The organism is Burkholderia sp. Ed8, from assembly GCF_040761425.1.
GTDB classification, from domain to species: Bacteria; Pseudomonadota; Gammaproteobacteria; order Burkholderiales; family Burkholderiaceae; genus Burkholderia; species Burkholderia seminalis.
In genome coordinates this window covers 60,075-75,672 of record NZ_CP142888.1, presented here as the reverse complement: position 1 = coordinate 75,672, position 15,598 = coordinate 60,075, and the positions used below count along the sequence as shown (strand labels likewise).

General features: G+C 60.7%; 14 protein-coding genes and 3 pseudogenes. 4 read left to right on the top strand and 13 right to left on the bottom strand.

The features are described from left to right. Window positions 1-18: 18 nt before the first annotated feature. Window positions 19-1,380, bottom strand: coding sequence for a DUF1329 domain-containing protein (locus VXM69_RS33225; RefSeq protein ID WP_175908117.1), 1,362 nt, complete (start codon window positions 1,378-1,380; stop codon window positions 19-21). A 5-nt stretch (window positions 1,381-1,385) separates the two neighbouring features. Next, entirely contained in the window at window positions 1,386-3,083 is a 1,698-nt protein-coding gene (locus VXM69_RS33220) for a DUF1302 domain-containing protein (protein ID WP_367190413.1), read from the bottom strand. Window positions 3,084-4,397: 1,314 nt separating this feature from the next. Between VXM69_RS33220 and VXM69_RS33215 the strand changes: the two genes are divergently transcribed. Next, window positions 4,398-4,703 (top strand): hypothetical protein, encoded by a 306-nt coding sequence (locus tag VXM69_RS33215; RefSeq protein WP_244135797.1) that lies wholly within the window; start codon window positions 4,398-4,400, stop codon window positions 4,701-4,703. Window positions 4,704-5,043: 340 nt separating this feature from the next. Here the strand turns inward: VXM69_RS33215 and VXM69_RS33210 are convergent, their stop codons facing one another. After that, window positions 5,044-5,463, bottom strand: coding sequence for an adenylate kinase (locus VXM69_RS33210; RefSeq protein ID WP_367190412.1), 420 nt, complete (start codon window positions 5,461-5,463; stop codon window positions 5,044-5,046). 155 nt (window positions 5,464-5,618) lie between these two features. Here VXM69_RS33210 and VXM69_RS33205 point away from each other — a divergent pair. Beyond that, window positions 5,619-6,436 (top strand): IS5 family transposase gene (locus tag VXM69_RS33205; RefSeq protein ID WP_175908046.1). Its coding sequence is split into 2 segments (ribosomal slippage): window positions 5,619-5,967 and window positions 5,967-6,436, totalling 819 coding nucleotides; the frame shifts between segments, so codons are not numbered across the junction. 14 nt (window positions 6,437-6,450) lie between these two features. Next, window positions 6,451-6,630: pseudogene (locus tag VXM69_RS33200) on the top strand (transposase); the annotation flags it as partial. A gap of 160 nt (window positions 6,631-6,790) precedes the next feature. On the opposite strand, the gene ltrA reads toward VXM69_RS33200, so the two are convergent. Further along, on the bottom strand, window positions 6,791-8,005 hold the full coding sequence (gene ltrA / locus VXM69_RS33195; RefSeq protein WP_208458617.1) for a group II intron reverse transcriptase/maturase: 1,215 nt from the start codon (window positions 8,003-8,005) through the stop codon (window positions 6,791-6,793). A 620-nt stretch (window positions 8,006-8,625) separates the two neighbouring features. Between ltrA and VXM69_RS33190 the strand changes: the two are divergent. Then, window positions 8,626-8,883: pseudogene (locus tag VXM69_RS33190) on the top strand (transposase domain-containing protein); the annotation flags it as partial. Between the two features lie 154 nt (window positions 8,884-9,037). Here the strand turns inward: VXM69_RS33190 and VXM69_RS33185 are convergent. From VXM69_RS33185 to VXM69_RS33145, 9 genes and pseudogenes are all read right to left on the bottom strand, one after another. Continuing rightward, a complete protein-coding gene (locus VXM69_RS33185) occupies window positions 9,038-9,196 on the bottom strand; it encodes a hypothetical protein (protein ID WP_175908280.1) in 159 nt (52 codons plus the stop codon). A gap of 99 nt (window positions 9,197-9,295) precedes the next feature. Beyond that, the gene (gene tnpB / locus VXM69_RS33180) at window positions 9,296-9,649 is read right to left on the bottom strand and encodes an IS66 family insertion sequence element accessory protein TnpB (RefSeq protein WP_175908267.1); all 354 of its coding nucleotides are present in this window, start codon (window positions 9,647-9,649) and stop codon (window positions 9,296-9,298) included. Next, a complete protein-coding gene (locus VXM69_RS33175; protein ID WP_175908265.1) occupies window positions 9,649-10,116 on the bottom strand; it encodes a transposase in 468 nt (155 codons plus the stop codon). The genes tnpB and VXM69_RS33175 overlap by 1 nt, the downstream gene beginning before the upstream one ends. Before the next feature lie 101 nt (window positions 10,117-10,217). Then, window positions 10,218-11,012, bottom strand: a complete 795-nt coding sequence (locus VXM69_RS33170; RefSeq protein WP_367190411.1) for an SDR family NAD(P)-dependent oxidoreductase — start codon at window positions 11,010-11,012, stop codon at window positions 10,218-10,220. 27 nt (window positions 11,013-11,039) lie between these two features. Further along, window positions 11,040-12,176, bottom strand: coding sequence for a thiolase family protein (locus VXM69_RS33165; RefSeq protein ID WP_175907768.1), 1,137 nt, complete (start codon window positions 12,174-12,176; stop codon window positions 11,040-11,042). A gap of 38 nt (window positions 12,177-12,214) precedes the next feature. Then, on the bottom strand, window positions 12,215-13,186 hold the full coding sequence (locus VXM69_RS33160) for a nitronate monooxygenase family protein (protein ID WP_175907805.1): 972 nt from the start codon (window positions 13,184-13,186) through the stop codon (window positions 12,215-12,217). Between the two features lie 138 nt (window positions 13,187-13,324). Beyond that, window positions 13,325-13,977 (bottom strand): annotated as a pseudogene (locus VXM69_RS33155) (acyl-CoA dehydrogenase family protein); the annotation flags it as partial. 20 nt (window positions 13,978-13,997) lie between these two features. Further along, window positions 13,998-14,759, bottom strand: coding sequence for an SDR family NAD(P)-dependent oxidoreductase (locus VXM69_RS33150; protein WP_175907770.1), 762 nt, complete (start codon window positions 14,757-14,759; stop codon window positions 13,998-14,000). 40 nt (window positions 14,760-14,799) lie between these two features. Then, a complete protein-coding gene (locus VXM69_RS33145) occupies window positions 14,800-15,594 on the bottom strand; it encodes an enoyl-CoA hydratase-related protein (protein ID WP_175907772.1) in 795 nt (264 codons plus the stop codon). Window positions 15,595-15,598 lie beyond the last annotated feature (4 nt).

The window sequence follows — 15,598 nt, the reverse complement described above, 5'->3', positions numbered from 1 at the left end:
ATCGAATGTAAACAGACCCTAGCGCACGCCCGAGGATTGCAAGCGTTCCGGCGTGAAGTACCCGGATGGGAAGCTCATGTTGAATGTGATTCCCGGCGCCTCGGCGGGGTGGCTGCCGAAGATGTAGACACCGTTGTTGAAGTCATAGAACCAGTCGGCGACCGAGTACGGAATCTTGTAGTCGTACGCGGGGACAGTCGTCTGGAATCCGCCGCGATACAGCTTGCCCGACTGGTCGTAAGCGTCCATTACCCCGCCGCCACCGTCTTCGTCGGCATAAAGCGTCTTGCGGCTATATATGTGGCGTGCACCGGGTTTTAGCTTCAGCTCAATGACCCATACGCGGTGAAGTTCCCAGCGTACGTAATCCGGGTTGATGAAATGCGGCGTGAGGATCTTGCTCGCCGGCGTTTCATACTGCTGCTTATAGTCGTTATACGGGATGTACATTTCCTTCTTGCCCACGAGCTTGGCGTCCCAGCGATCGATGCGTCCGTAGAAAAGCGCACTGTCATCCATCGTGACTGCCCCCGAGTAACCGGGGTTCGGCGTATCGTACGCAAGATCCGGCGCGACCCGCACTCGGCGCTGCCCCGGATTGTATTCCCACGATTGTTGATCGTGATCCGCGGTGTCCATGAAGTACCAGAACAGATTCGTATTGCCGATCAATCGCGCTGGAGCTGCGTAGTCGTTGAGCACGTAATAGGTATTCGCGAGGCCACCCTTCTTCTTGAATTCTTCCTCCTTCTTCGTATCAAAGTACGGGTAATAGAGGGAGGTCTTGAATTGTGAGGCGAGGATCGGCGTACCACTCGAGTCCACCAACCAATTCTTCGTGTTGTCGCGTTCGGCCGTACCGCGGTAACGCAACTCCCAGTCCCACAATGCTTCCTGTCCGTTCTTCGGCACGGGAAACGGTTTCCCGCCGAAGGCTCCTGTCAGGGAGAGACCGTTCTTTTCGAGCTTCGCGGTCTGAGCGTTCTTGGTGGAGTTCTCCAGATACCAGTCCGGGTAGGAAACGCTGCGGTGAGTCGGATAAACGTCCATCCTGTAGGTCGGATAGCGCTTGAATAATTCAATTGAAGACGCACTCAACTTGTCCGCGTATTGCTCGTAGTTTTGCGCGGTTATCTGAAGAACGGGCTTTTCACCGGGGAACGGATTGACCCATTTTCCCGAGTCCGGCTTGAAACCCGGCGGAGCCTGTGTGACTCCACCGGTGTAGGCCGGAATGGTCCCTTCCTTGTTTCCGGCCGCCTCGGCACCAAAAGCCGTAACCTTGCTGTCCGCGCCGAGCGTATATGGTGAAGCCAAGATCGCCGCAAATACTGCAAGTGTTTTAAGAAGCTTTGGGAGTCTCTTCACTGTTGTCTCCATCTTTATCAAAACGTTGTCTGATACGTAATACCGAGCCAGGACTTGTCGCTGTAGGGCGCCCCAAGCGCCGTCGCAGCACCTGCGCTCGAGTATCCCCTCTTGTTCATGTAATACGTGTAGGTGATATCGATCTCGTGTTTGTTATAGATGTTGAAATCGAGCCCCACCACGAATGTGTTCTGGCCCTGCGATTCCCCCGCAGGACCGATAACAGACGAATAACCCTTCAGGTTGAGGTTGACGAAGAGCGGCATCGTGAGATCGACGCCAGGGAAAACCTGATACCACTGTGGGTTCGCACCGATGCCAAGCCCCGCCCAGAAGCGCGTCGAGCAGTTGTTAAACGCGGAGTTGCCGGATGCCGAACACTGGCCTGTGGCGTCATAGCTGGAATTGGCGAAGTTCCGCGCATTCGATTGAACGCTCAGCAGCCGGTTGAACGCGAATTCCGCTTGCAGGAACAGGTTGTCCCACAAGAAGGATTTGCCAAGCGACTGCGTCATGTTCAGAAGACCGTGCAGCGTGCGGCCTGTCGGTGCGTCGTTGACCGTCGTCGCGTTGACGGCGTTAAGGGGCATGTTCCAGCGGTAGGACAGTTCACCAGCGACTGCTGCACTGCCGACAGCGCTGTTGAAGCCAGCGCCGATCAGGTTCACGTCGTTGCCGTACTTCGCCGTCACGCCGGGCAAATTGGCCCCGGGAAAAAGTTGCGGCCCCGCACCCGGCATAAGCACCGCTGCCCACGGCATTTTCATCGCGAAGTGGCGGTATGTGAACTCAAAGGTCGCTGCGAGCGAATCGACCCGCCACTTGCCGTCGATGCCGATATCGCCGATCTGACCTTTCGTCGCCGCGATACGTGGAATCGCGAAGGTACCCAGCCCCAGAATGTTCTGGTAGCTGGCGATCGGGGGGCCGTAAAGAACGGGATCCGCACCGCCGAAATAGGTACCGCCCTCGGGCAGACGATCGTGATTCCATTCGAATGTGTACTGTGCGCCGAGGGAGAACGTGTCGGTAATGTTCGTCGTCACGTCGGCCTGGGCCGTCGGTAACACGATTTCCTTGAGCGAAGCGCTCGGGCTCTGCGTCAGTTTCATCAGGTCTAGCGGCTGCTGACCGATCGCCACCGAGTTCGCACCACCCAGCGTAGCAAACGCTGACTGCCCCCAGGTGACTGCCGTTCGACCGAGCTTGACGTTTACAGCGTGACCGCCGAGATCGAACGTGTTGAACACGAATGCATCACGCAGCTCCGCGCTGGGGCCTTGATAGTACTTCTTGATGTAGCCCGTATATTGATTGTTCGGATAATTGGGCGGAAAGGCAGGATTGCTCGAATTGTGGTTCTTGAACGTCGGGTCGTACCATGCGTCCATGCTGACGCGAAAGCCCGACGTATCCTTGTATTTGAAATCGAATTCGCTGTAGAGGTTCAGCATCGCCTGGATCGTGCTGAACTTCGGCGTCGACAGATCGCCTTCGTCGTAGGTCGGGCTATTCGTGTAAAAGTGGCTCGGGTTCTGCAGACGGATGTCATAGTCCGCGCGCACCGTATTGTCCCAATTCATTTCGATGTCCGGATTCGGTACATCGAAGTGGAAGGCGTTCGCGTTTGCGCTCCACATCCCGCACGCCGCGGCGATACAGGTTGCGCGCATGCCAAGGCTGATCGCGCTTGACTTCAGATTCTCCTGTTTCATGCGTCTCCTTTTGTCTTTTCTGACCTGCCGCAGAAACGGCTCGCGCCGTAGGGCCGCCGCAGACATCTAGCAATGCAGAGAAGCCGGCATGCCTACCTCCTCAGCATCGCGTCCGGGACCACTTATCCCATCACAACAATACGAATTCTGTTCGCGAAGGGCGTGTGGGTACGACAGGCGGGAATAGATCGTGATGTCATGAAGTCGTCCACTCAATTTTGCCATACTTGCCATAAAGTTCCTATACCGTTTCATTAGAGAAAACGCGTAGATGAGTTCGACCAAGGTCTTCACGTAAGCGCTGCACAACCAGGCACTGCCGGGGCGGCTGCAACGGTCGAAGTCGCAAAGGTGTGCTCATTGACAATGGAAAGGTGTCCCTCGACCACACCGTCGTGCAATTGACAACCGCGCTGGCTCAGCGCCACGGCCCTGCAGTTGTCGGCTGAGATCACTGTGAAATGGATTGTGGCAATCCTGACCGTTTCCGGAAAACGAACTGAACCGGTGCAAATTCATTGCGCTTCGGGCAAGAACCGCACGCCCTCTCCGTGACGACCCTCCTGCGGGATGCATTCTCGGGGCATCGCGCGACAGCATCGTCGCCAACTGCATGGCCTTCGCCTCAAGTAGCTTGTTGACCGATCGTGAAAGCGCAGGCCGTTGCGCCCGAGTTGGGATTTCGAGACCGCAACGACCTCAATGTATTTCCGCGGCGACGATCGCAAACGCTCTCGCCAGCTCGCCGTGGCCTTCGGGTCCTGAAATGAAAAGCTGGTCAATCTCGCCGCGTCACCGGCCATGATTGCGGCGTAGCGTACGTAAAAACCCGGTTCTTGAGGACACCTGTTCGCCGGATGGCGAAGAGCGGTCGTATCGGCTACTTCTGTGACGATTGTCAGTGCCGCCGGACGCAATGGAAATAGCACGCCCCATTTATCGGCGACCAGCAATATACGCACAAACGCCGATTGCCATAATATTACGATTATGTATCATTAAAGGGGGTAAGTATGCTTTGCTCGAAAAGCGCAGCACCATATCGGATCCTGATGGATCGCGCGGAGACGATGGGACTGGCTGACCGCGCCGATGCTCGAATGCCCGGCGGAGTCGGTAAGCGGTTGAACGACGATGTAGGGATGTCGGTTTCCGTTGTCGACGCGCTCGAGCCGCCAATACCCTCGGGGCGATTGGATGCAACTCAGTCGGCACGGACGCCGATCCCGAGAGGAGCAAAGCAATGAGTCAGCACTACTGGCAGGATTTTCTCGACGGCGAGGACATTCCGCCGCTCCCGTTTTGGACATGCTAATGGAACTGGAAAGTGCGCGCGAGCAGGCAGCCGTCATGGCCAATCAGGCGGATGCTGAAATGTGGCGGTGGTTTTGTCACATGCAGGAGGAAAACAGGATAAGGTGGTGCCGCGCACATGGCCTGTGGTATGTATCCGTGGACCACCGCCATCTCTCCACGGAGTCCGATTTCGATGCAGCCATCCGGGCCGCGCGGCAGCGGGCGACCGCAGGTGTGAGTCAGTCTGCGCGGCGGAGAAAAGAGGCGGCGTCCGCTTCGGACGTTTCGATTGCGGTTGGGCGGCGGCGTGTCAACGCGTGGTGATTCGTTTCGCGGATCCGTGACGTACAGTCCCATCCTGTTTGCGATCGTCGCCTATGCTGCGACCAATATCGATAATATGTTCGTGCTTCTCGCGTTCCTGAGCGAAGCGGATAGCCGGCGCTGACGCGTGACCGGGGAGCAGTGTGCGAGCTCGCTAGTCCTCGCGGCGGCGGCGTTCGTGCTCGCGTCGCTGCTCGCACATTTGCCCGCCGGCGATGTGGGACTACTCGGCCTTCTGCCGATCGCCATCGGCTTGTACGTAAGCATCTAACGAACGCTGTATTGACACCGCCGTATCGATGTAGGCGCATTCTGTGCGCGGCTCAGCCACGCTCGCACGCTATGTTTCCCAACGATCCAAGAAGGCCAATACGTCACCACGTGATCGCAGAATCCGCTTCTCTGCCCCGTAGTCGTCAAACAGTCTCTGGTGGCCAATGTATGAACTCGGTCCCTGGCGGCTTCGATACGTCGAAGCCCAATCCAACAATGCTTCGAATGAAGCCGCGTCTCCTCCACGACGGATACCGCGCTGGAGGATGTTCTCAACGCATTCTCCTTCGTCGAGACACAGCCAGATCAGTGCCGTAGAGTCGGTACGAATCTCATTGACCAGCGAGCCGTAAATTCCTTCAATCACCCAGCGCTCAGCTTTCGCGGCATCTCGCAGCAGCTGTACCGCCTCGTTGCGCTCGCGGGCAACGTTGTACCCGCCTGGAAGCCAATGAATCGAATCCAAATCTATACAGGGTGATTCCATGTGATTTGCAATTCGCTCGGCAAGCCAGCTTTTTCCCGAACCTGAATTCCCCACTATCAGCGTTCTAAGAGGCCAGTTCAAAAACTCCGGAGAGGGGTTGTTTACTTCCTCGGCAAGCTGTTAACCTTGGGCATCAGAACAAGGGAAGTCCAAGGATGGAAGCGCCAATCATTGACGACGAACTGTGGATACTGATCGAACCATTGCTGCCACCTGCGAAGCTTCGCGCGAAGAGCGATCCTGGTCGTCCGCGCGTGTCCGATCGTGCGGCGCTCAACGGTATCCTGTTCGTGTTCAAAACGGGAATTCGTTGGAACCACTTGCCGACTCGTCTGGGCTTTGGCTCGGGCGCCACTTGCTGGCGGCGATTGAGCGGCTGGCAAAAGGCTGGTGTATGGGACCAACTGCACGAGTTGCTGCTCGACAAGTTGCGTGCGACCGGCCAAATCGATCTGTCATACGCTGCGGTCGATTCGTCGTCCGTGCGCGCCGTTGGGGCGGGCGAAAAACTGGCCCGAACCCCACGGATCGCGCGCGACCCGGTTCCAAGCACCACATCCTCGTAGACGCCAACGGCGTTCCTCTCGTTGCGATCCTGACTGGCGCGAACACCAACGACGTCACGCAGTTGCTGCCGCTCGTTGATGCGATCCCACCCATCCGCGGCGTTCGTGGCCGACCGCTTCAGAAGCCCGGCGTCGTCTACGCCGATCGCGGCTACGATTGCACCCGACATCGTCGCGCGTTGCGCGAACGCGGTATCAAGCCGGTGATCGCCAAGCGCCGGACCGAGCATGGCAGTGGTCTGGGCAAGTATCGTTGGGTGGTCGAACGTACGCATTCCTGGCTCCACAATTTCCGTCGCCTACGCACTCGCTTTGAGCGACGTGCCTACATTCACGAAGCATTCCTGAAACTTGGCTGCTCGCTCATCTGTTGGAACATCTTCCGACGAGCTGAGCAGGGTTTTTGAACTGGCCTCTAACCGATTACCGGTATCGCCTGCGGCAGCAGCACAGCGTGCCGCTGCTGACTGCCTTCAAGGCATGGCTCGATGAGCTGGCGCCGAAGGTTCTGCCGCAGAGCTTGCTCGGCGAGGCGATCGGTTACTGCCGCCGACAGTGGCAGTACCTGATCCGTTACGTAGACGACGGCCGCCTGCCGCTTGGTAGAGTCGAGATGTGGCGCGGTGGCAGTAGGCCCGGTTTGTCTGTTGCCGCCCCTTTCGTCTGGCGGTGCCCGAATAACCTCACCATAGCTCCGTTTCCACATCCCGCTCATCGAACCGGACGTGCGGATTTCCCGCATCCGGCTCTCTTCCAGAACATCAAACCTTAGCGTTCGCGCGGTTGGCCGCGAGCGTCTGCAGGCGTATCAGCCCCAATGTATCGTAGAGGTACTGGTCGGAGTATTGGCGGTACCCCGTTCCCCGCTTTCCGCGTTTTCGCATCAACCAGATCCGCAGGCGTCGCGCAACGTACTTGTCGAGATGCTCGTAAATCCGCTTGACCGGGCCTTGGCTAAAGTATCCCGCCCAGCCCCGCAGTAGCGGATTCAGTCGTTCGAGGCGACTTTGTACGTCGAGTGCATTCCAGCGCGACGTCGTGGCGTCGTGGATTTCCGTCACCAGCCGCTTGATGGCCTTCTTTGACGGGCGTGTACCCCAGTATGGGCGCCCATGCCCGCCATAGAATCGTCCGACCGTGTAGCCAAGGAAGTCGAAGGTCTCGTCTGGCAACTTCACCAGTCTCGTCTTCTTCTCGTTGACCGTCAGGCCGAGCTTGCACATCAATTGCCGCATCGCCACCATCGCCCCAGCCCCGTGACCTTCCCGACATAGAAGTACAAAGTCGTCGGCGTAGTTCACGACTTCCGCCTGATGTTTATCAGCGTAGCCATGGCCGTACCAAGCCAGCATGAATCGGCGGAAGTACAGATTCGAGAGCAACGGTGAGATGGGCGATCCCTGTGGCGTGCCCCGGTGTCGGTCCTTCGCTTCCGTTGATCGACGCTCGCCTTGCGGTGTGCGTTCGACCACTGGCGCGTTAAGCCAATCCCGGATCACTGCGAGCACCGAGCCGTCCGCAATACGACGGCTCACGCAGCGCATCAGGTCGCCATGTGGAATAGTGTTGAAGTAATCGGACAGATCGGCGTCGACGACTTCGCGCGCACCTCGCTTGGCTATGCCGAAGTGAATGCGACGCAGCGCCATCTTCGCGTCAACTCCCGTCCGGAAGCCGTACTGCCATTTGAACAGGTCCACTTCGAAGATCGGACCTGCCACCAGCAACACAGCCATTTGAACCACCCGGTCCCGGATCGTCGGAATACCGAGAGGTCTCTCCCCACCACTGGCTTTGGGAATCCAAACGCGCAACAGGGGCTGGGGCCGGTATTGCTTGGCCTTTAACTCCTGCTGCAATCTAACCAGCCACTCGTTTCGCCCACGTTCTTCGATGTCCTCGAAACGCTCGCAGTCTGCACCCGGCGCGCCACGGTTGGCGTAGCAGCGTCGATAGGCATCGTACAAAACGTCCATACGGTACACCTTGTACCATAGGCTATAGAAGCGCGTAGCCGGTTCGCACTTGGCTTTCGTTTGCAATGTGGTCTGTAGCGTCTGAACCGAATCAAGCAAGGTTGGTAGACTCACGTCAATCCTCGGGCTCTTTCTACTTTCCAGCATTCGTTCTGAAACAGGGGGCCTTCGCTCCACCGGCGTTACCCGGCTTCGGCACTACTACACCCCCATCCGCCATCCGCGTGGGCCGACTCCATCTCTCACGAGATCGTCGTTGCCAGGGTGGCCATCCCGGCACCCGCGCGGACTTCCCTTGTTGCACGTTCGACCACTGCTCTGCGTGCTGCCACCACTACCCCGGTGGAACCGTTGGATGCGGATCTCGCTCGCTTCTCCAACGACGTCGGCCTTCCTCGTTATTATGGCGAGTCGGCTTCCACAACGACCTTTCGAGGCCTGCTCAGTGTTCACTCACGTTGCGGCCCGCAGAGCTCGCTGACCTCCTTCGAGGCCGTTTCAAGAAGTGCTTCAGCCCATTCGTTGCCTCCTGGACCGCTCCTTGTGCTTCCGGCTGGAGCGAGAGTTAGCCGGGTCGGATTTGCACCGACAAGTCTGACGTGCCTTTGCAAGGCACACATAACAACGTCATCGAGCGCGACATCAGGCCGTTTGCCACTGCGAGAAAATCGTGGTTGTTCAGCGACACGGTTGCGGGCGCGAAGGCGAGCGCGATGGTCTACAGCATGATGCTCACGTGCCGCGCCTGCAACGTTGAACCGCACGCCTGGCTGCTGCACGTGCTGACCGAATTGCCGCAGCGCGCCGTAGACGCGGACATCAGCGACCTGTTGCCGTTCAACTACGCGAAGCGGCAAGCCGAGGCGAGCGTGAGCTGACATACCGAGCGCACCTCGATTACCACGTCGGCGCGCACTACCGAAACCCAGACGCGGACATCGTCGGTCGACCTCGGCCGTCACGATGCGGCTATGCTCGCCCGTCAGTTGCAAATGATTCTCCATTCGGTGTGCTGAATTTACCGCTTACAATCTACCGCTTACGCTCTTCAAGCGCGTCAAGGCGCTTGATCAGTTCGTCGATCCTGGCGTCACGTTCAGCAATGCGCTGCGCGTCGGCAGCAGCGCGCGCCTCGAGTTCGTGGATATAGGCCTTGGCGGCCCGTGGCAATCGGGAGAGATCGGCTGTCATGCGCCTCACGATAGCGAAGCACGGCGCCGCACAGGTTTACGGAGATTTGTAACGCCCAGGACAGACGTTGTTGACCCACAACTTCCACAACACCGAGATTCAGCTCGTGAAGCAGTACTGTCGGGCGGGATGCGGACGCAGCGCGTCGAGATCAACGCCGTCGAGCAGCAGGTGGAGCTGGTCGACCGTAAGCTCAATCACGGCCTGTTGACGGCGTGGCCAGGCAAACCGATCCACCTCGAGCCGTTTCAACAACAGCCAGAAGCCGGCGCGGTCATAGAGCAACAGCTTCACGCGATCCCGCTTCCGGTTGTGGAACCCGAAGACGGCCCGCGCGAGCGGATCAAGCTGCATCGACTGCTCGACCATCGTCACCAGCGTGTTCAGCCCAGCGCGGAAGTCGATCGGCTCGCGATGCAGGTAGATCCGCAGGTCATTGTCGAAGCGGAACATCAACCCGCTCCCAACGCGCCGATCATCGCCTTGACCAGTGGCGCGTCTTGTACCGAGCATTCCAGATCGATCGCGACGCCGTTGGGCAATCGTACCGACAGGCGCGCTTGCGGCGCCGCCGACATCGAGGGCGATTCTCGACGCACCGGCAACGACTCCGTAGGTGCTGTCGAGCGCGGCACCGCGCTCGCGAGCGTCACCACCGGAACAAACGCCGAAGGTTCGGCCTCGATCGTCCGCGCCGAGCCGGCCACTACGCCTGCCTTACGGTACATCTCGCACCATTTGCGCAGTTGGTTCGCGTTTACCCCAGCCTTGAGCGCCAGACCTGATAGCGACGCGCCGGGTTGCAAGCATGCTTCGACCAAGCGGCGTTTCCCATCGGGATCAAATGATCGTTTGCCGTTCGGGGAAACGTGGGTCACCTTCAGGGGAAGGAAATCGAGGTCAATCGTATCAGCTGTCATCGTGGTTGCGTCCGCAAGTGTGGGTTGCGGACGCAATCGTGGATCGATTCAGCAGTGCCGGCTAGGTGCGGAGGATTTCGCGCTTACCGATGGGCACGTCCTCACAAAATCGTCGGGATGCCGCCGCCTTCAACCCTCAACGCAGCACCGTTCGTGCCCGCGGCCTGCGAGGAGGAACGGTAAACCACCATGTTGGCTACTTCCTCGGCAGTCAGCAGGCGCTTAATCAACGAACTGGGGCGGTACTTGGCGATGATGCCCTGTTCGACTTCAGCCTTGGTTGTACCAGAGGCCGACGCCATGTTGGATATCAGCGTGTCAATCTGCTCGGTGAGGGTTGTTCCTACAACGATGGAGTTCACCGTCACGCCGCTGCCCGCGCTTGATTCAGCCAAGCCCCTGGCAACGACGATCTGCGCCGCCTTGGTCATACCATAGTGAATCCGGGTCGGCGGTGGAGTGATGGCCGACTCGCTGGTGATGAATATCACACGGCCCCAGCCACGCGCCATCATCTGCGGCAAGTAGTGGCGCGACAGGCGCACACCGCTCATGACATTAGTCTGGAAGTAGCGCTCCCAGTCGTCATCGGTGATGTCCCCGAATGCCTTTTCTTCGTAGATACCGAGGTTGTTGACCAGGATGTCGGCCTCGCCTGCCTGCTTCAGGAACTGCGCCACGCCCTCCGCGGTGGCGAGGTCGCCCACCAGGCCGCTAGCCGATGCACCCGGCACGGCCTCACGCAAGCGCGCCATCGCCTCCTCACAGGTCTTCTGGCTACGGCTGTTGATCAGCACGCTGGCACCGGCCGCGGCGAGCCCCTTGGCAATGGCCAGGCCTATACCGCTGGCCGAGGCGGTGACGATAGCGCGGCGCGACGAAAGATCGATTTTCATGGTGTCTCCTCCAATGTGAAGTCAAGCTCAGGTACTTTCGATGACCATGGCCACGCCCATGCCGCCCCCGATGCACTGCGTCGCCAGACCGTAGCGTCCGCCATGTCGCTGCAGCAGTTGCGCGGCCTTGCCAGCGAGCCTGGCGCCAGTCGCGCCCAGTGGGTGACCCAGGGCGATGGCACCGCCATCGATGTTGAGTTTGTCAGGATCAATGTCCAGGTCCCTTCGGCAGGCTTCGGCCTGCGATGCAAAAGCTTCGTTCATCTCGACCACATCGATGTCAGACATACGTAGCCCAGCCCGCTTCAGCGCCTTGCGCGACGATTCGATTGGCCCTAGCCCCATCAATCCCGGCGCGCAGCCCGAAATCGCAAAGCTGGCGATCCGGGCCAACGGTGTCAGGCGGTGGCGCGTCAGGAAGTCTTCGGAGCACACCAGTAGTGCCGTCGCGCCATCGGTCATCGGACTCGATGTGGCGGCGGTGACCGTGCCGCCCTCCATGAAGGCTGGCTTCAGCGTCGCCATCTTCTCCAGCGATGTGTCGCGCACGCAGCCGTCATGTTCGACACGAATATCGCCAACGAGATACGGCTCAATCTCCTCAGCAAGACGGCCTACCTGCTGTGCCCGGTATGCCTTCTGCTGGCTGGCCAGGCCAAAGCGGTCCTGGTCCTCGCGGGTCAGGCCGTACTGGCACGCCACACGCTCGGCAGTGATGCCAACGTTGCAGTAATCCTCCACTTGCTCCTTTGTCCACGACGGATGCGGCAGCAGGTTGAAGCCCATCATCGGCACCTTGGACATGCACTCCGTGCCGCCTGCAATGAAGGCCTCGCCCGCATTCATCTTCAGCATACCGGCTGCGATCTGCACCGCCTGGATCGCAGATCCGCACCAACGGTTGACTGTGACACCGCCCACCGCCTCTGGCAGCCCGGCCAGCATGCCGACCACACGACCGATGTTCAGGCCCTGCTCGCCTTCCGGGAAGGCACAGCCCCAGACCACGTCTTCGATGTCATCGGCAGGGACACCGGTGCGCGCCAGCAGGGCACGGATGACATGGGCGCCGAGGTCATCAGGCCGCACGTCAGCCAGCGCACCCTTCTTGGCGAAGGTGAAGGGGGATCGCACGTAGCCGGCGATGTAAGCGTCAGAACTCATGAAAGGCTCCCGGTAGATTCGGAAAAAAGCAAGCGACTTCAGGCGAACGCCGTCGCGCCCACGGCCAGCCGCTCTCGGCATTCACGCACCATACGCTGGATCAGTTCGTCGCAAGTGGGCACGTCGTCGATCAGACCGACCACCTGGCTGCCCCAGACGAGGCCGGCGTCGATGTCGCCCGACTCCAGCGCCTTGCGGCCCCGCGAGCCCATAACCAGCGGGTGGATGTCCTTGAACTCGACGCCACCAGGGCGACGCTCCATCGTCACCACTTCATCCGATACGGCGTTGGCCAGCACTCGGCCGGTGTTGCGCAGCGTGCGGAAGATCAAGCGGGTATCGCGCTCGGTCTTGTCGACCATCAGCTGCTTGATGTTGGCGTGGATCGGGGCTTCGACGGTGGCACAAAAGCGCGTGCCCATGTTGATGCCCTCGGCACCCAGCGCCAGAGCTGCGGCCATGCCCCGGCCGTCGGCAATGCCACCCGAGGCGATCAACGGCACCTTGACGCGGCGCGCTGCCGCGGCGATCAGCACCAGACCGCCCACGTCGTCTTCGCCTGGGTGACCGGCGCACTCGAAACCGTCGATGGAAATGGCATCCACGCCATGGCGCTCGGCCGACAACGCATGCCGCACGGACGTGCACTTGTGGATGATGGTGACACCTCCGGCCTTGGCGCGCGAGATGAATTCGGCCGGACCACTGCCGGCTGTCTCCAACACTTTGACCTCCGACTCGATAACGGCATCGAGGTAATCGGTGTACGGCGGCGGATTGGCCGACGGCAGGATCGTCAGGTTGACACCGAAGGGCTTGTCAGTAAGGCTACGGCAGCGAGCGATTTCCTCGCGCAGCGCATCGGGACTCGGGAAGGTCAGCGCCGTCAGGATACCCAAGCCACCGGCATTGGACACCGCACTGGCCATCTCGGCCCGGCCCACCCACATCATGCCGCCTTGCACGATCGGGTATGAAACGCCAAGCAGTTCGGTGATGCGCGTCTTCATCGCGGGTGCACGCACGGATGCGGTCATGTTCACTCCTGTGATTCGAGTTGGCGGGTGACGACCAGCCGCTGGATGTCCGCGTGTGCCTTCATAAATCCGGCACACGCGCACGTCGCGGCAGATGCGCTCCACCGGAAAATCTTCGCAGTAGCCGTACCCGCCGTGGATCTGGATCGCGTCCGAGCCCCCGCTCTCAGCCACTTCGGAAGCAAAGAGCTTGGCCATCGAGGCCTCGCGCACGAATGGCCGGCGGCATCGCGCGGACTGGCGGCGTGCAACACGAGTTGGTGGGCCGCTTCGATCTGGGTGGCCATGTCGGCCCACCGCAACGCCACGGCCTGGTGGTCTTGCGGCGGCACACCAAAGCTGGTGCGCTCCTGCGCATAGTGAGACGCAACCTCGCGCGCAGCAGGGGCCATGCCGACCGACTGCGCAGCGATGCCGATACCGCCGCCTTCAAGATCGGTCAACGCGATGTGGTAACCCTCACCCGGCGCGCCTAGCATCTGATCGGCAGCCACTTCGCAATCCTCGAAGGCGATCCGCGCGGCGTGCACGCCCACGATGGTGGCGGTGGCGCCGTCGCCCGCCGCGATCTCCTCCAGTTCCAACGCGTAGCCGAAGTGGTCGGTACCCGCTCCGTCCCACTGCGTAGGCACCGGCATACCGAGCCGCCCCTGCGCGCCCACCGTCCTCAGCGCTTCGGCTCGGAAGCGGTGCTCGCGACCGGCGCTGGCGGTATTCGGCGCAAGTTGCACGCTCGCGAAACTGCACGCCAAGTCGCGCACCATGCGCTGCTTTTCAGTGCGGATCATCTCGCCGCCATGCGCAATGCGCCATCCAGACGAATCGTTTCGCCGTTCAGCATTACGCTCTCGACGATGTTGACCGCTAGCTTCGCGTACTCGTCAGCGCGACCCAGTCGCTGCGGGAACGGCACAGCCACCGCCAGGTTGGCGCGCACGTTCTCGGGCAGCCCGGCCATCATCGGTGTTTCGAACAGGCCTGGCGCAATGGTGCACACCCGGATGCCGACGCTGGCAAACTCGCGAGCGGCCTGGATCGTGAGCGCGACCACGCCACCCTTTGAGGCGGAATAAGACGACTGCCCGACCTGACCTTCGAACGCGGCGACGGACGCGGTGTTGATGATCACGCCACGCTCGCCATCGGTCAGCGGCGGCAAGCCCATCATGTCGGCGGCCGCCAGACGTAGCAGGTTGAACGTACCGACCAGGTTGACCTCGACGCCGCGGCGGAAATCATCCAGCTTCATCGGCCCTTGTTTGCCGACGATCTTGGCGCCTGGCGCAATGCCGGCGCAGTTGACCAAGATGCGCGCCGGGCCATGGGCCTCACGCGCCGCCGCGACCGCCGCCTCGCCGCTGTCGCTGCTGGTCACGTCAGTTTGGACCGCAATGCCACCGATTTCGGCCGCCACTTGACGGGCGAGATCGATGTTGAAGTCCAGCAGCGCCACCTTGGCACCCGCACGTGCGAGGGACCGCGCCGTGGCAGCGCCCAATCCCGATGCGCCGCCGCTGACCAGTGCGGCTTGTCCGTCGATTTCCATGTTGCTTGCTCCTATCGTTGGATGGCGCTGGTTTGGCGGTTCAACGGCCGCGGAACACCGGCGCGCGCTTACCGAAGAAGGCGTTCAACGCCTCGTGAAAATCTTGTGTGCCTGCGCCCGCTGCAAAGGCAGCCTGCTCTGCCGCGAGCTGCGCAGACAGCGACTGGTTGAAGCTGTCGCGCAACAAGCGTTTGATTCCCGCCAATGCCAGCGGGGCTGCTGCAGCGAGCCGCTGGGCCATCGATGTGGTCTGCGCCTCCAGGACATCCAGTGGTACAACGCGATTGACCAACCCCAGGCGCAATGCCTCCTGAGCGTTGATCGAGTCGGCCAGCAGCGCGATCTCCATGGCCTTTCGCAAGCCAACGAGTCGCGGCAGGGTCCACGATGCCGAGCAATCCGGCGTCGCACCCACGCGCGCATAGGCGAGATTCATCACGACGTTGTCGGCCGCCACCGCCAGGTCCGCAGCCAGAGCAATGCTCATCCCTGCGCCAGCCACAGGCCCGTGGAGGCTGGCCAACACCGGCTGCGCCGCAGACGCCAACACCTCGATCGCTTCATGCATCGGTGCGATAAGCTCAACCGCAGCGCTTGGGGCATCAGTCCCGGCATCACGGAAGTAGGCGAGGTCTCCCCCCGCCACAAAAGCACGCCCCTCGCCCGACAGCACGATCACGCGCACGGCGGCATCACGGGTCGCGGTGTACACCGCATCACGCAGGCACAGCGCCGTGCGCACATCGATTGCGTTGAGCACCTCTGGACGTTGAAAGCGGATGCGAGCCACGCCATTGGCAATGACCAGACCGACCGGAGCGGCAGACGTCGTCATGGTG

What these genes read in the sequence shown, in the direction of transcription:
- VXM69_RS33175 (WP_175908265.1), bottom strand. Translation starts at nt 10,116, where the DNA reads ATGACAGCTGATACGATTGACCTCGATTTCCTTCCCCTGAAGGTGACC.
- VXM69_RS33225 (WP_175908117.1), bottom strand. Translation starts at nt 1,380, where the DNA reads ATGGAGACAACAGTGAAGAGACTCCCAAAGCTTCTTAAAACACTTGCA.
- VXM69_RS33145 (WP_175907772.1), bottom strand. Translation starts at nt 15,594, where the DNA reads ATGACGACGTCTGCCGCTCCGGTCGGTCTGGTCATTGCCAATGGCGTG.
- VXM69_RS33185 (WP_175908280.1), bottom strand. Translation starts at nt 9,196, where the DNA reads ATGACAGCCGATCTCTCCCGATTGCCACGGGCCGCCAAGGCCTATATC.
- VXM69_RS33210 (WP_367190412.1), bottom strand. Translation starts at nt 5,463, where the DNA reads ATGGAATCACCCTGTATAGATTTGGATTCGATTCATTGGCTTCCAGGC.
- VXM69_RS33150 (WP_175907770.1), bottom strand. Translation starts at nt 14,759, where the DNA reads ATGGAAATCGACGGACAAGCCGCACTGGTCAGCGGCGGCGCATCGGGA.
- VXM69_RS33160 (WP_175907805.1), bottom strand. Translation starts at nt 13,186, where the DNA reads ATGAAGACGCGCATCACCGAACTGCTTGGCGTTTCATACCCGATCGTG.
- VXM69_RS33215 (WP_244135797.1), top strand. Translation starts at nt 4,398, where the DNA reads ATGGAACTGGAAAGTGCGCGCGAGCAGGCAGCCGTCATGGCCAATCAG.
- VXM69_RS33165 (WP_175907768.1), bottom strand. Translation starts at nt 12,176, where the DNA reads ATGAGTTCTGACGCTTACATCGCCGGCTACGTGCGATCCCCCTTCACC.
- VXM69_RS33220 (WP_367190413.1), bottom strand. Translation starts at nt 3,083, where the DNA reads ATGAAACAGGAGAATCTGAAGTCAAGCGCGATCAGCCTTGGCATGCGC.
- VXM69_RS33170 (WP_367190411.1), bottom strand. Translation starts at nt 11,012, where the DNA reads ATGAAAATCGATCTTTCGTCGCGCCGCGCTATCGTCACCGCCTCGGCC.
- ltrA (WP_208458617.1), bottom strand. Translation starts at nt 8,005, where the DNA reads ATGGACGTTTTGTACGATGCCTATCGACGCTGCTACGCCAACCGTGGC.
- tnpB (WP_175908267.1), bottom strand. Translation starts at nt 9,649, where the DNA reads ATGTTCCGCTTCGACAATGACCTGCGGATCTACCTGCATCGCGAGCCG.